The 15,414-nt window shown below is 49.2% G+C and carries 11 protein-coding genes, 2 tRNA genes and 3 rRNA genes; 6 read left to right on the forward strand and 10 right to left on the reverse strand.

The genetic code is table 11. From position 1 onward, the window contains the following. Positions 1-171 precede the first annotated feature (171 nt). The 7 genes from rrf to aceK form a co-directional block, all read right to left on the reverse strand. Positions 172-287, reverse strand: a 5S ribosomal RNA gene (gene rrf / locus KDX31_14175). A 167-nt stretch (positions 288-454) separates the two neighbouring features. Beyond that, a 23S ribosomal RNA gene (locus tag KDX31_14180) occupies positions 455-3,340 on the reverse strand. A 229-nt stretch (positions 3,341-3,569) separates the two neighbouring features. Further along, a tRNA-Ala gene (locus tag KDX31_14185) sits at positions 3,570-3,645 on the reverse strand. A 94-nt stretch (positions 3,646-3,739) separates the two neighbouring features. Beyond that, positions 3,740-3,816, reverse strand: a tRNA-Ile gene (locus tag KDX31_14190). 94 nt (positions 3,817-3,910) lie between these two features. Next, a 16S ribosomal RNA gene (locus KDX31_14195) occupies positions 3,911-5,449 on the reverse strand. The 16S, 23S and 5S rRNA genes sit together here with 2 tRNA genes alongside, the layout of an rRNA operon. A gap of 762 nt (positions 5,450-6,211) precedes the next feature. Next, positions 6,212-7,201 carry a TAXI family TRAP transporter solute-binding subunit gene (locus KDX31_14200; protein UTW02493.1) on the reverse strand — a complete coding sequence of 330 codons (990 nt, stop codon included), beginning with the start codon at positions 7,199-7,201 and terminating at the stop codon, positions 6,212-6,214. Between the two features lie 115 nt (positions 7,202-7,316). Beyond that, positions 7,317-9,065 carry a bifunctional isocitrate dehydrogenase kinase/phosphatase gene (aceK, locus tag KDX31_14205; GenBank protein UTW02494.1) on the reverse strand — a complete coding sequence of 583 codons (1,749 nt, stop codon included), beginning with the start codon at positions 9,063-9,065 and terminating at the stop codon, positions 7,317-7,319. Positions 9,066-9,213: 148 nt separating this feature from the next. Here aceK and pfkA point away from each other — a divergent pair, with 148 nt between their 5' ends. Next, positions 9,214-10,218, forward strand: a complete 1,005-nt coding sequence (gene pfkA / locus KDX31_14210; GenBank protein ID UTW02495.1) for a 6-phosphofructokinase — start codon at positions 9,214-9,216, stop codon at positions 10,216-10,218. A 57-nt stretch (positions 10,219-10,275) separates the two neighbouring features. On the opposite strand, the gene KDX31_14215 is transcribed toward pfkA, so the two are convergent. After that, positions 10,276-11,010, reverse strand: a complete 735-nt coding sequence (locus KDX31_14215) for a hypothetical protein (GenBank protein UTW02496.1) — start codon at positions 11,008-11,010, stop codon at positions 10,276-10,278. 93 nt (positions 11,011-11,103) lie between these two features. On the opposite strand from KDX31_14215, the gene KDX31_14220 reads away from it, so the two are divergent. Continuing rightward, positions 11,104-12,249 (forward strand): AFG1 family ATPase, encoded by a 1,146-nt coding sequence (locus KDX31_14220; protein ID UTW02497.1) that lies wholly within the window; start codon positions 11,104-11,106, stop codon positions 12,247-12,249. Positions 12,250-12,306: 57 nt separating this feature from the next. Here KDX31_14220 and KDX31_14225 read toward each other — a convergent pair whose 3' ends face one another. Next, positions 12,307-12,543, reverse strand: coding sequence for a hypothetical protein (locus tag KDX31_14225; GenBank protein ID UTW02498.1), 237 nt, complete (start codon positions 12,541-12,543; stop codon positions 12,307-12,309). An 85-nt stretch (positions 12,544-12,628) separates the two neighbouring features. Between KDX31_14225 and KDX31_14230 the strand changes: the two genes are divergently transcribed. Further along, positions 12,629-13,237, forward strand: a complete 609-nt coding sequence (locus KDX31_14230) for a DUF502 domain-containing protein (GenBank protein UTW02499.1) — start codon at positions 12,629-12,631, stop codon at positions 13,235-13,237. On the opposite strand, the gene KDX31_14235 is transcribed toward KDX31_14230, so the two are convergent. Continuing rightward, positions 13,234-13,875: an MBL fold metallo-hydrolase gene (locus KDX31_14235; GenBank protein ID UTW02500.1), complete on the reverse strand. Its 642-nt coding sequence runs from the start codon at positions 13,873-13,875 to the stop codon at positions 13,234-13,236. The genes KDX31_14230 and KDX31_14235 overlap by 4 nt on opposite strands. Before the next feature lie 139 nt (positions 13,876-14,014). Here KDX31_14235 and KDX31_14240 point away from each other — a divergent pair, with 139 nt between their 5' ends. The 3 genes from KDX31_14240 to KDX31_14250 all read left to right on the forward strand — a co-directional run bounded on the left by KDX31_14240 (position 14,015) and on the right by KDX31_14250 (position 15,414). Next, positions 14,015-14,479 (forward strand): YbaK/EbsC family protein, encoded by a 465-nt coding sequence (locus KDX31_14240; protein ID UTW02501.1) that lies wholly within the window; start codon positions 14,015-14,017, stop codon positions 14,477-14,479. Between the two features lie 139 nt (positions 14,480-14,618). Beyond that, the gene (locus KDX31_14245; GenBank protein ID UTW02502.1) at positions 14,619-14,882 is read left to right on the forward strand and encodes a DUF5062 family protein; all 264 of its coding nucleotides are present in this window, start codon (positions 14,619-14,621) and stop codon (positions 14,880-14,882) included. Position 14,883: 1 nt separating this feature from the next. Beyond that, a complete protein-coding gene (locus KDX31_14250) occupies positions 14,884-15,414 on the forward strand; it encodes a nucleoside 2-deoxyribosyltransferase (protein ID UTW02503.1) in 531 nt (176 codons plus the stop codon).

Below are 15,414 nucleotides of genomic sequence, written 5' to 3' on the forward strand. Positions count from 1 at the left end.
AAATGGTTAGGAGATGCATCCTGCCTTTTCTAGCAACTAGCAGGCGCGCAGCGCCGTTCCAGCAAGCGACGCAGTCGCGTCTGGCTACGACTTTATTAAAACTTCGTAGCCGCGTCTCAAACGAAAAAAGCCCCGATCATTCGCATGATCGGGGCTGTTTCGTAATTAGGTGCTTGGCGATGACCTACTCTCGCATGGAGAAGCTCCACACTACCATCGGCGCTAAGACGTTTCACTTCCGAGTTCGGTAAGGGATCGGGTGGTTCCATCTCGCTATTGTCGCCAAGCAAAACTGGTTGCTCTAACGATTTGAACTAAAGCGTTTGCTTATCTGTTCAAAGCGTCATTTGAATCCTGTAATCGGAGAGTCATGTACAAACTCTAATCCGTGGCTGTTTTATTCAGCCTGCGATGTATCTTAATTTATCAGCTAACCAAACGCTTTTGGCGTTATATGGTCAAGCCTCACGAGCAATTAGTACTGGTTAGCTCAACGCCTCACAACGCTTACACACCCAGCCTATCAACGTCCTGGTCTTGAACGGCTCTTCAGGGGGCTCAAGGCCCCAGTGAGATCTCATCTTGAAGGGGGCTTCCCGCTTAGATGCTTTCAGCGGTTATCCTGTCCGAACATAGCTACCGGGCAATGCCATTGGCATGACAACCCGAACACAGAGGTTCGTTCACTCCGGTCCTCTCGTACTAGGAGCAACTCTTCTCAAATCTCAAACGTCCACGGCAGATAGGGACCGAACTGTCTCACGACGTTCTAAACCCAGCTCGCGTACCACTTTAAATGGCGAACAGCCATACCCTTGGGACCGGCTTCAGCCCCAGGATGTGATGAGCCGACATCGAGGTGCCAAACACCGCCGTCGATGTGAACTCTTGGGCGGTATCAGCCTGTTATCCCGGAGTACCTTTTATCCGTTGAGCGATGGCCCTTCCATACAGAACCACCGGATCACTAAGACCTACTTTCGTACCTGCTCGACGTGTCTGTCTCGCAGTCAAGCGCGCTTATGCCTTTATACTCGATGCATGATTTCCGACCATGCTGAGCGCACCTTCGTACTCCTCCGTTACTCTTTGGGAGGAGACCGCCCCAGTCAAACTACCCACCACACAATGTCCTCGATCCCGATAAGGGACCTGAGTTAGAACCTCAATAGTACCAGGCTGGTATTTCAAGATTGGCTCCATCTGAACTGGCGTCCAGATTTCAAAGCCTCCCAGCTATCCTACACAAGTAATATCAAAGTCCACTGCGAAGCTATAGTAAAGGTTCACGGGGTCTTTCCGTCTAGCCGCGGATATACGGCATCTTAACCGCAATTTCAATTTCACTGAGTCTCGGGTGGAGACAGTGTGGCCATCGTTACGCCATTCGTGCAGGTCGGAACTTACCCGACAAGGAATTTCGCTACCTTAGGACCGTTATAGTTACGGCCGCCGTTTACCTTGGGCTTCGATCAAGAGCTTCGCCGAAGCTAACCCCATCAATTAACCTTCAAGCACCGGGCAGGCGTCACACCCTATACGTCCACTTTCGTGTTTGCAGAGTGCTGTGTTTTTAATAAACAGTCGCAGCCACCTAGTATCTTCGACCAGCGCCAGCTTAGGGAGCAAGTCCCATCACCAGCACCGGCGTACCTTCTCCCGAAGTTACGGTACCATTTTGCCTAGTTCCTTCACCCGAGTTCTCTCAAGCGCCTTGGTATTCTCTACCTGACCACCTGTGTCGGTTTGGGGTACGATTTCTTGTTATCTGAAGCTTAGAAGTTTTTCCTGGAAGCATAGCATCAACCACTTCACCCAAAAGAGGGCTCGTCATCAATTCTCAGTCTAGAAGGACCCGGATTTTCCTAAGTCCTAAACCTACAACCTTAAACACGGACAACCAACGCCGTGCTGGCCTAGCTTTCTCCGTCACTCCATCGCAATAACAAGAAGTACAGGAATATTAACCTGTTTCCATCGACTACGCTCTTCAGCCTCGCCTTAGGGGTCGACTCACCCTACCCTGATTAGCATTGGATAGGAACCCTTGGTCTTCCGGCGGGGAAGTTTTTCACTCCCCTTATCGTTACTCATGTCAGCATTCGCACTTCTGATACCTCCAGGATGCCTTACAGCTTTCCCTTCAACGGCTTACAGAACGCTCCTCTACCACGCTGTAAACAGCGTCCGTAGCTTCGGTGTATGGTTTGAGCCCCGTTATATCTTCCGCGCAGGCCGACTCGACTAGTGAGCTATTACGCTTTCTTTAAGGGTGGCTGCTTCTAAGCCAACCTCCTAGCTGTCTAAGCCTTCCCACATCGTTTCCCACTTAACCATAACTTTGGGACCTTAGCTGACGGTCTGGGTTGTTTCCCTTTTCACGACGGACGTTAGCACCCGCCGTGTGTCTCCGTGATTGCACTCATTGGTATTCGGAGTTTGCATCGGGTTGGTAAGTCGGGATGACCCCCTAGCCGAAACAGTGCTCTACCCCCAATGGTGAGACACGAGGCGCTACCTAAATAGCTTTCGAGGAGAACCAGCTATCTCCGAGCTTGATTAGCCTTTCACTCCGATCCACAGGTCATCCGCTAACTTTTCAACGGTAGTCGGTTCGGTCCTCCAGTTGATGTTACTCAACCTTCAACCTGCCCATGGATAGATCGCTCGGTTTCGGGTCTAATCCTAGCAACTGCACGCCCTATTAAGACTCGGTTTCCTACGGCTCCCCTATACGGTTAACCTTGCTACTAAAATTAAGTCGCTGACCCATTATACAAAAGGTACGCAGTCACGGTCTCAAGGACCGCTCCCACTGCTTGTACGTACACGGTTTCAGGTTCTATTTCACTCCCCTCACAGGGGTTCTTTTCGCCTTTCCCTCACGGTACTGGTTCACTATCGGTCAGTCAGGAGTATTTAGCCTTGGAGGATGGTCCCCCCATATTCAGACAGGATATCACGTGTCCCGTCCTACTCGATTTCACTACTAAAACGTTTTCGCATACGGGGCTATCACCCACTATGGCCACACTTTCCAGAGTGTTTTGCTAACGTTAAAGTAGCTTAAGGGCTGGTCCCCGTTCGCTCGCCGCTACTAGGGGAATCTCGGTTGATTTCTTTTCCTCCGGGTACTTAGATGTTTCAGTTCCCGGGTTCGCCTCTCAAAAGCTATGTATTCACTTAAGAGATACCCAGCTTATACTGGGTGGGTTTCCCCATTCGGAAATGTCCGGGTCAAAGTCTGTTTACCGACTCACCGAACCTTATCGCAGGTTACCACGTCCTTCATCGCCTCTGACTGCCAAGGCATCCACCGTGCACGCTTAGTCACTTGACCATATAACCCAAAAGGGTCTGTCAAAGTCACTGATAAAACTTCTTTGTCATCTTAAAGATGACGCTGAAATAACGATACATTTACGCCGGATTAGCGCTTGTACATTTTTCTCGTTTTGTTACAGGATTCAATTGTTAAAGAGCGTATAAAGCTAAAAGCTTTAAAAGATAAACATCGGAGATGCGTATTTTTTAATACTTTCAGACGAGCAACCAGATAATTCAGTTAATGGTGGAGCTATGCGGGATCGAACCGCAGACCTCCTGCGTGCAAAGCAGGCGCTCTCCCAGCTGAGCTATAGCCCCAAACAGCCGGCGCCATCTTGCGTAAGACAAGGCGTAGTACGGTGAAGCATAGTTCACTATGCGAGTCGTGCTACAACGTAGTATTACGTAAGATTGGTAGGCCTGAGTGGACTTGAACCACCGACCTCACCCTTATCAGGGGTGCGCTCTAACCAGCTGAGCTACAAGCCTATCGCATAAAAAACAGCCTTTCGGCTGCCTAGTTGCTCTCTTTATCAGTGATCAGATAATTCGTGTGAACGCTTGCTAAGAATCCGCTATCGTTTAAGGAGGTGATCCAGCCCCAGGTTCCCCTAGGGCTACCTTGTTACGACTTCACCCCAGTCATGAACCACACCGTGGTAACCGCCCTCCCGAAGGTTAAGCTAGCTACTTCTGGTGCAATCCACTCCCATGGTGTGACGGGCGGTGTGTACAAGGCCCGGGAACGTATTCACCGCGACATTCTGATTCGCGATTACTAGCGATTCCGACTTCATGGAGTCGAGTTGCAGACTCCAATCCGGACTACGACCGGTTTTCTGAGATTTGCTCACCCTCGCGGGGTTGCGGCCTCTGTACCGCCATTGTAGCACGTGTGTAGCCCTACTCGTAAGGGCCATGATGACTTGACGTCGTCCCCACCTTCCTCCGGTTTGTCACCGGCAGTCTCCTTAGAGTTCCCACCATTACGTGCTGGCAAATAAGGACAAGGGTTGCGCTCGTTACGGGACTTAACCCAACATTTCACAACACGAGCTGACGACAGCCATGCAGCACCTGTCACAGAGTTCCCGAAGGCACTAAGCTATCTCTAGCGAATTCTCTGGATTTCAAGAGTAGGTAAGGTTCTTCGCGTTGCGTCGAATTAAACCACATGCTCCACCGCTTGTGCGGGCCCCCGTCAATTCATTTGAGTTTTAACCTTGCGGCCGTACTCCCCAGGCGGTCTACTTAGTGCGTTAGCTGCGCCACTAAAGAATCAAGTTCCCCAACGGCTAGTAGACATCGTTTACGGCGTGGACTACCAGGGTATCTAATCCTGTTTGCTCCCCACGCTTTCGCACCTCAGCGTCAGTATCAGACCAGGTGGTCGCCTTCGCCACTGATGTTCCTTCCTATATCTACGCATTTCACCGCTACACAGGAAATTCCACCACCCTCTTCTGTACTCTAGTTTGCCAGTATCAGGTGCAGTTCCCAGGTTGAGCCCGGGGCTTTCACATCTGACTTAACAAACCGCCTACGCGCGCTTTACGCCCAGTAATTCCGATTAACGCTCGGACCCTCCGTATTACCGCGGCTGCTGGCACGGAGTTAGCCGGTCCTTCTTCTGCAGTTAACGTCACAGCTATAGCGTATTAAACTACAACCTTTCCTCACTGCTGAAAGTGCTTTACACCCTAAGGCCTTCTTCACACACGCGGCATGGCTGCATCAGGCTTTCGCCCATTGTGCAATATTCCCCACTGCTGCCTCCCGTAGGAGTCTGGGCCGTGTCTCAGTCCCAGTGTGGCTGATCATCCTCTCAGACCAGCTACGGATCGTCGCCTTGGTGAGCCATTACCTCACCAACAAGCTAATCCGACGCAGACTCATCTGATAGCGCAAGGCCCGAAGGTCCCCTGCTTTCCCCCGTAGGGCGTATGCGGTATTAATCCAAATTTCTCTGGGCTATCCCCCACTACCAGCAGATTTCTACGCGTTACTCACCCGTCCGCCGCTCGTCAGCAAAGTAGCAAGCTACTCTCTGTTACCGCTCGACTTGCATGTGTTAAGCCTGCCGCCAGCGTTCAATCTGAGCCATGATCAAACTCTTCAGTTTAAATCAAGAATGCCGGAAAAAGGCATTCGGTAAATCTAGCTCAAAGCATTAAACAACTTGCATAAAAACATTTGCATGAATTCACTTATGTGTCGCTTACTTTGATAAAGCTTTTGTGCTTCATCTCAACAAGCGCCCACACGAATTATCTGATCTATCTGTTAAAGAGCGTTGCTATCAACTCTCAACCGTTGCCAGTGAGTCGTCTCAAGCGAGGTGCGTATTCTACTCAACACCCCGTTGAAGTCAACCATTTTGTTTGAGAATTTTAAGCAAATTTTCAAACCATTCTGATCGCCTTCCTGTTTTGCTATCCCGACTCGATTAACAGATTTAACTCTGTGTTATCAAGGCCTTAAACTCAACAGCCCGACTTGTTTCAGTGACCGTTTCCGGTGGCTGTCTCAAGCGAGGAGCGCATTCTACATTCTGGAGCTGAGGAGTCAACAGGGGGAGCACGAAAAAGTTAAGAAATCGTGAAAAACATTGGAGTTTTTAACGACGAGTCGCTAGAACGCGGCTGCGCCGCTGGCTAGACGTCGCTTCGCGACTTGCTAGTAGCCAGGAACTGCTTCCAGCGGTGAATTAATTCGCCAACGCTATCAGATACCCCATCGCCCCTGGTACCCAGAGGGCATGCTAAAGGGGCTCCTACAAAAACATAAAAACCGCCTCGCGGCGGTTTTTATATTTTGTTTTGCTTTTTTCTTGCAGGAAACGCAGTTTCCGTTCTAGCTAGCCGCGAAGCAGCGGTCTGAAGTTTTACTTAATCAGACCAACCTCTTTAAAGTATTTAAGTGCGCCTGGATGAAAAGATTCACCGCTAGCAGCCTGAACCATCTTTTCTTTTTCCAGATTCGCGAATGCCGGGTGAAGTTTACGGAAGATATCGAAGTTTTCAAATACAGCTTTCACTACCTCGTAAACCACCTCTTCTGAGGTATCTACTGAAGCAACCAGGATACTTTCAACCCCAAAGCTCTTAGTGGGCTGTTCGTTACCACGGTAGAGACCGCCAGGTATAGTCTCGTGCCGGTAATAATTATTGTCTGAAACTACCTTATCAATGACAGGACCCGTCACATCAACCAGCACGCTGTCACAGGAAGTAGTTGCTTCTTTAACTGCTCCGCTTGGATGACCGACTATATAGATCATTACATCAATCTCGCCGGCACATAAAGCACTAGCCTGTGCTGAAGCCTTTAGTTCTGTCGCCTGGGCAAAGTCCTTCTCTGTCCAGCCTTTAGCCTTCATCAGCGTTTCCAGCGTGCCGCGCTGCCCTGTACCAACCTCACCTATGTTGACGATCTTACCTTTTATATCATCAATGGTTTTAATGCCGCTGTCGGCACGGGCCACCACAGTAAAGGGTTCCGGGTGGAGGGAAAAAACTATTCTCAGATCACGATCAGGACCCGCTTTGGCAAACTCACTGCTACCGTTATAGGCATGATACAGCCAGTCTGATTGAGCTATACCAAAGTTAATATCTTTATCCGCCATCTGTTCAAGATTCGCTATGGAACCAGCAGTACTTTCAGTGGCGCACCGAATACCATGTTCTGCACGGCTTTTATTTACCAGACGACAAATGGCGCCACCGGTCGGGTAATAAACACCGGTAACACCACCGGTACCAATGGTAACGACCTCTTTAACCGGAACAGGATCTCCTGCGAATATTCCCCCTGAGGCTACGCACACCCCAAAAGCGATAACAAATGAGGTTATTGTGTTGCGAAAAGCCATATTCCACTCCTTTGAATTTTTATCGGAAACCGTATAAGTAGCCGATTATAGCAGCAATTACAGAACATCATATTACAGCGTCTACAGATATCACAACCCTGACACGAACAGCAAGCTATACCGGGGGATCCCGATCAAAGCGGCGCAATTTTCTGTAGGGAAACAGATCAATAATAGCTCCCTGACTAACCTGTATTTGCATATTCACCCACCATTCAGGGTCAAGCAAGTCACCATGCAGCTGATTGAAGTCCTTTCGAATTCTGCGATCACAGGCCGTTAACAATGTGAACTCTTCGGGAAAGATATCGTTCGCTGAAACTGAATACCATGGTTCAGCTGCCAGTTCCTGTTCAGGATAAAGCGGCTCGGGAATCGAGCGAAAATTACACTCAGTCAGATAACAGATTTCATCATAATCGTAGAACACTACTCTGCCATGACGTGTTACGCCGAAGTTTTTAAACAGCATATCACCGGCAAATATATTTGCTGCGGCTAACTCTTTAACGCACTTACCAAACTCATTAATCGCCAGAAACACCGCCTGTTCATTATCCTGATGCAGCATCTCATCAAGATAGATATTGAGGGGAATCATTCTTCGCTCTGTCCATAAGTGCTTAATTACAACTTCATCAACACCGATATCAACCGATGAAGCAGCAACCTGCGTTAGCTCACTCAACAACGTGTCAGAAAACCGTTTTCTTGGTAGTGAAAGATTTACAAACTCCTGTGTATCCGCCATCCGGCCGGCCCGGTCATGCCTTTTTACCAACTGATATTTAGCTTTCACCCCCTCTCTGGTGATCTGCTTGGCCGACGCAAAACGATCTTTTATTATTTTAAAAACCACCGGATAGGATGGCAGTGTGAATACTGTCATAACCATCCCCTTGGTGCCCGGCGCAATTTCAAACTGATCAGAGGTCTGTTCGATATGAGCCATAAAACTGCGATAAAATTCAGCTTTTCCCTGCTTGTAAAAGCCGATTGAGTTATACAGTTCCGCAATCGACTTCATTGGAATCAGTGAGTGTAAAAAACGGATAAACTCTGCAGGTATATCGACATCTACCAAAAAGTATGCCCTGGTAAAACTAAATACAATAGACACGTCATTTTCATCTGTCAGCGCAGTATCAATAAACACCCCACCACGCTCATTATTCAGAACGGGCAGAATAAACGGCACTGCCTGGTGGTCAAAATGGACCCTGCCTACGATATAGGCAGCTTTATTACGGTAAAAAACGGAATGAATCACCTCTATTACGGTTTTATCATCGGCCACGACATCTGCGGCAAAGCTTACCCGGATGTATCTCAGCAGGTTGCGTATATCTCTGCGTTTATTTTCCCAGGGTATGGAAAACTGATAATCGTCCAGCAACTGACTCAGAAAAGGGACCAGGCCATTTTTAAGCGTATATCTGCGATAAATCTGACCGGTATTGAGCGCATCCAATTGCGGTAAAGCCCCAGTCCTTGAGCGAATAAACATCAGCTGATCAGTTATCTGCCGGTGACCGAAGAGTGAGCAATAGATAGAGTTATAAAATGTTTCACTCAGTTCAGCATCGTCCCGGATAACAATAAGACTGATATAACAGGCCTTTACACCGGCCCAGAGCGCATGGTCAGACACATCGCTGATAGCCGCACTGATCTGTTTACCTACATGCTTAACCACCAGCTCATAAAGGTCGATGCGTTCTGCTGAAAGGCCTTGAATCGCCTGCCAGTCAGCCGCTTCGAAACAGGCTTTAGCCTGACGGGTAATCGCTTTAAACTGCTTACGGTAATCCGTAAAACCGTCCAGTATAAGCAGGGCTACCAACTCTGCATCACATGGTTTCATTTTTCTCTGCTTGAGCTGTCATCTTTATATTGTTTAGCAGTGATTACCCTGAGTTACCAGATTTCCGTTTATAAGCCCTCGAAAAATAGTTGTCTAAAATCTTCAACTGCATAATATTGAAAGATATTAATATTTGCGGAATCAAGATATGTATCGCCTTCCCGAGTTGAAAAAAACCACCCAAATCAATGCGATTGCCGTTATGACCAGCGGCGGCGATTCACCCGGGATGAATCCGGCGATCCGAAGCGTTACCCGGGCGGCCCTCAATCAGGGCATCAGGGTATTTGGCATCAACCGGGGTTACAGTGGACTTATCATCGGCGACCTATCTGAACTCAAGAGCAGTGACGTCACCAATATTGTTCAGCGGGGCGGTACGATCCTGAAAAGCGATCGCTGTGAAGCATTTAAAGATCCGGTTGTACGCAATCAGGCGGCTGAGATACTTAAAGAGCACGGTATCGGGGGCCTGATTGTCATTGGCGGCGATGGTTCCCTTACCGGGGCGCATCTGTTAACCCAGGAGACCGGTCTCCCTGTTGTAGGACTGCCCGGCACCATCGATAACGATATCTATGGTACTGATGATAGCATCGGCTTTGATACCGCTCTCAATACTGCCCTGGAAGCGATCGATAAAATCCGTGACACGGCGGTATCTCACGAACGAATATTTCTGGTTGAAGTGATGGGACGAAATTCAGGTCATATCGCATCTCAGGTCGGCGTTGCCTGCGGTGCAGAGATGATTGTTGTCCCCGAAATTGACTTTAAACTGGATGCTCTGTGTTTCTCACTGGCGAACCAGCGCGCAGAAGGGCGAGGCAGCAGCGGTATTATCGTGGTCGCTGAAGGTCCCAAACCGGGCCTGACCTATCGCCTGGCTAATCAGCTCGAAACCCATGGTGAAAAACCAGGGGTATGTATTCTGGGACACATACAGCGGGGCGGCAGACCGACCGGCCATGACCGGGTGCTGGCCTCATGCCTGGGCGCAGCGGCAGTCACCTACTTAATGGCAGGCTTCACCGACATCATGGTCGGTATGATCAATAGCAAGATCACCGCAACACCACTATTAGACATAATGGAGAAGAAGAAGCCGCTCAACCCACAACTGGTGGAACTGGCTCAGCTGCTGCATAAATGATCAACAAAACAGCCGAAAAACAGATATCGTTGAAAAACGGGTTTGCTAAAAAAATGATTAAAGTTTTGTCCGGACAAAATCTTCCGGTATCCGCTCTGCAAACGCGTTGATCAGGTCAGGCAGAAGCGTCTCAGCAGCGGTGCCGGACAAACTCTGTGCATCACTGTTAAGCTGCTCCAGAATATTTCCCTGCAGCGCATTGTCCACCACAACAGAGCTGAGCAGACTCCAGTCTGAGGGGTAGAGATGCAGACCACTGACCAGAGCCACACCTTTACGCTTTCTGATCTGTGCCAGACCAACCAGCTTTCGGCCATCTTCACTGACTACTTCACCATGGGACAGGGAGGCATAACAGGCCCACTTGAGATCCTGTTGCTGACTGATCGTTTTAGAATTATCAATCATAGCCTGATCCACTCCCCGACAAGGAACACCGCAGGCTCTCAGTGAATCGATCCAGATCTGCTCCAGCCAGGAAAAAATCTCAATAATATTTTGCTTTGCAACCGGATGATCCGGAGGGATAAAAACAGTCACGCTCAGCATCCAGGGACCAGCCAGTACAGCCCCTCCTCCTGAACGACGTCGTATAATAGCTAAACCAGCCGACTCAGAACGACAAATTTGCCCTTCATCAGGACGCTGCGAACATCCCATAATGATAGCAGCGCGATCATACTGCCAGAACAACACCTGAGGTTTTTCAACACCCGCTTCAAGCACTTCACTGATACGCTGCTGCTCATCTGGCATTGAGCCTGTACGCAGCGACTGTAAACTATTTACCATCATTTCCCCCAGAGGTCAGAGACAGGAAGATTAACCTATCTATATCTCCGGGAAAACCATTATCATGCGACGGTTACCAACGGAACGACGGCGATGCAGAAAGATTTTATCGATATATACCACCAGGCACTTTCCTTTAACGGTTACCAGCATGATCCGGATCAGCTGCGCCTGGCTGAGGCCCTTGACCCAGTCTATAAATCCCTGATATCGGGCAACACCCATCCCGGCAATTCAGCAGGGATCTACATCTGGGGGCCGGTAGGACGCGGCAAAACATTTCTGATGGATCTGATGTTTTCTCATCTGCCCGGCACTATCTGTCTGCGTCATCATTTTCACCGTTTTATGGCTCAGATCCACCAGCAACTGCGCGAACTGCAGGGTAAGCCAGACCCTCTTGAGCTGATCGCCAGCAAACTGGCCCGCCAATACAAACTGATCTGTTTTGATGAGTTTTTTCTCAATGATATTGCCGATGCGATGATCCTGGGCAAGCTGTTCAAATCGCTTCTCAGACTCGGGGTTATTCTGATCACGACCTCCAACCGTCCACCAGAGAAACTCTGTAAAGACCCGCTTTTTGAAGACCGGGTCAGACCGATTATTACAATGATTAACCAACAGATGCGGGTATTTAACCTGGCCGGAGAAACCGATCACCGATTGCGCACGCTGACCCCGGCTCCGTGTATATTTCATCCAGGAAACCAGAACCACCCTGACACGGAGCAGCAGCTGACCGGGCTCTATACAACCATTAGCAACACCCCTCCCCGACCCGACGAAGTTATAGTGTTACAGAGAGCTATACCCGCCAAAGCGGTTAGTACGGAGTGTGTCTGGTTTGACTTTGAACATATCTGTATGGGCGCCCGCAGTCAGATGGATTATATCGACCTGGCTAACCGCTTTAGCCATATATTTATCAGCCAGGTGCCCTTACTGGGAAGTCGCAGCCGGGAGCAGATCAAAGCCCGTGGTACAGAAGACGGCAGTCTGGCGGTAAAAGCGGGAGAACGCCAGGTGCTGTTGGGTAGCATGGATGATCCGGCGCGACGCTTCATCAGTCTTGTCGATGAGCTTTATGACCGAGGCGTAAACCTGTTCCTGAGTCTGGAAGTGCCGCTGGAAAATCTTTATATGGAGGGTAGCCTGATATTTGAGTTTGCCAGAACATATAGCCGTCTGGCCGAGATGCAATCGCTGGAGTACCAACAACGATGCCCTATCGGCTGAATTTAGTCTTAATCCGAGTAAAGCCGGTTAAAAGTGCAGAAAGTATGATGCAAGCCCTTAGTTAAGATCGGCATCTATCACTAACCTGCCCAACTCAAAACATTGACGAATCGCTTCATCTTCAGAGGCTACGATAACCTGATTCTCGGGTGCTGTTTCAAGCTCTCCGGCATTATGGAAAATCGTATCTTTAAGATCCTTGTGATAGATTTTAGGTTCAAGCATCCAGCGATTATGACCCATATGTCTGACCAGAGCTGTAATACGGTAATCACCATAGTCAATCTGATTCATCAAACACCTCCGACATCAAATGATGCATGAGGGATATTATAGCTGAACAACCCGCTATCACTGGTGTTCAACAGGAAAAATTTTCATGACAACTATATTGCGTTTTTTCTTCCAGGGCTTACTGATACTGCTACCTTTCGTGCTGACCATCTATCTGGTGTTTCTTATTTTCACCGCACTGAATGAAACCCTTTTTTCGGCTGCCGGCTCTCTGATCGGTTATTTTATCCCGGGTTTACAGCCAGGCCTGACAGAGACCCTGCTGGGTATACTGCTTACCATTGTAATCATTATGCTGACGGGGATTGCAGGGTCGCTATACCTCACCCGCTTCCTGATGAATATTATCGGCTCGCTGATGGACAGAATCCCGGTCGTGAAGCTGCTATACAATTCACTGAAAGACCTGTTCCAGGCGCTGCTGGGTGACCAGAAAAGTTTTGATAAACCGGTGATGGTCTGCCTGAACAGGGAAAAAACCATCAAAGTGATGGGGTTCCTGACCTGCGAGGATCTGAATAGCTTCGGGCTCGAAGAGGAAGTCTCTGTTTATCTGCCAGACTCATACAACTTTTCCGGCAATCTGATTATCGTTCCCAGAGACCAGGTAATTCCGCTTGACGTAAGCGCAGGAAAAGTCACTACCTTTATTGTCAGTGGTGGTGTATCAACCACCACTGAAAACTCGGACTAACCCCTGGAATCGCTGACAAAGGGGTTGGTTTGGCGTTCATGACCCAAGGTAGACATCGGCCCGTGGCCGGGAATGAACGCCACGGTATCGCCCAAAGGAAACAGTTTTTCACGAATGGAGCTGATCAGTGTGGCGTGATCACCCTGAGGAAAATCGGTGCGGCCGATCGAACCCTGAAAGAGAACATCGCCCACCTGCGCCAGTTGACTCTGCGGGCTATAAAAAACCACATGGCCCGGAGTATGCCCAGGACAATGCAGAACTTCCAGAGTCTCATTACCCACACTTACCTTGTCACCATCTTCCAGCCAGCGATCCGGAGTGAAGATCTCAACCTGTGGAAAGCCAAACATCTTACTTTGCTGAGACAAACCATCAATCCAGAATTTATCGCCAATGTGCGGCCCTTCGATGGGAACCCCGGTCTGCTTCACTAGTTCAGCGGTTCCGCCGGCATGATCAATATGCGCGTGAGTCAGTAGGATTTTTTCCAGCTCCAGTCCCAGCGCCTCAATTTTGGCCAACACCACAGCGATATCACCACCGGGATCAACCACCGCCGCCTTTTTACTCTCTTCACACCACAAAAGTGTGCAATTCTGCTGAAAAGGAGTAACCGGAATAATACTGTATTTCATAATAACGCCGCGGTAATTGAAAAGAGATCCAGCAGTATACCTATTTCTGAGCTATCCTTCGATATGCCATCCTAGGGTTAATGTACCCGTTGGCAACAGACTTCAGGACAGGCAGTTATACTGTCAGGAGGTTATTTAGATGTCTGTATCTCCCACTCTACAAAAGTTCCTTAATCGCAAGGATATACCCTATCGCCTGATCCGACACCCCTATGCGGAAACCTCGCTCAGCTCAGCCATTGCCGCACATGTCCCGGCGCGGCGAATGGCTAAAGGCGTGGTACTCAGAGATGACGAAGGCTTTATGATGGCTGTTGTGCCATCCGACCGGCGGGTTGACCTGCACGCAATCAACCAGCAGATGGGCCGGATATTTTCTCCGGCAGCTCAGCGGGATGTAAAGATTCTCTTCAGAGACTGCAACAGTGGAGCCGTCCCCGCACTGGGGCAGGCTTATAATATGCAGGTAATCTGGGATGACCATCTGGCCGATGAACCCGACTGCTATATGGAAGCGGGGGATCATCAGGACCTGCTCTGCTTCTCTCAATCCACTTTCAAACGAGTCATGTCAGATACCCCTCATGGCATGATAAGCCACTAACTAATAGCGTTCAGCGCTATCGGAACACTATCGGGATGGTCATACCATCCCGATAAAATCCTTCTTAATATATTTACCCCGCTCTGGCTGCTATGCGATAGTGACAGCCAATTCCCGATTAGAGCTGTTGGAGAGAGCGATGAAAAAGCTGAAGCATGAAGCAGAACTGGTCAAAGAGGCGATCCGTATCGGTGGCGTCTATATGGAAAAACGCGGGGCCGGACAGTTTGAAGCCACAGACAGTGCCGGCAATAAAGTCACCGCGCTCTATCGCCTGCTGGTACTGGACAAACTTATTCAGCCACTGGCTAAGGGCGAGGAAACCGAACCCAATATGAAACATAAACTGGCCCTGTGGATCAGCCGCCAACTACCTAAAGGACACCCTCTGCTGGAAGAGTGATATGGTGCAACAGTCTATTTATCTCGCAGGCCCGGATGTTTTCTGGCCCAACGCAACAGAATTGGGCGCTGCCAAAAAAGTGCTTTGTGAGCAATACGGTTTCACCGGTCATTTCCCCCTGGATAACGAAATAGACCTGTCACAGCTATCACCGTTTGAAGCGGGGATCAGGATCTATCAGGCCAATATCGGTCTGATGAACCACTGCGACCTGATAATCGCTAATATGACCCCTTTCAGAGGCCCCAGTATGGATGTGGGTAGCGCCTTTGAGATGGGCTATATGGCCGCACAGAACAAACCTGTCTGGGGTTACACCCTGGATGGCCGCCTTTACAGCGACCGGATTGAGGGAACAGCAACCGATCAGGACGGCTTTAGTATCGAGTCATTTTCGATGGTGGATAATCTGATGATGGTCGGTGCGACTGATGCACGCGGCGGCTTACTCACAGAACCGATGGCAGAAACGCTGGACAACCACCTGCGACTCTTTGAGAAAGTATTACAACAGATACAAAAAAACCGCTGA

This window comes from Amphritea atlantica (assembly GCA_024397875.1).
Lineage (GTDB): Bacteria > Pseudomonadota > Gammaproteobacteria > Pseudomonadales > Balneatricaceae > Amphritea > Amphritea atlantica_B.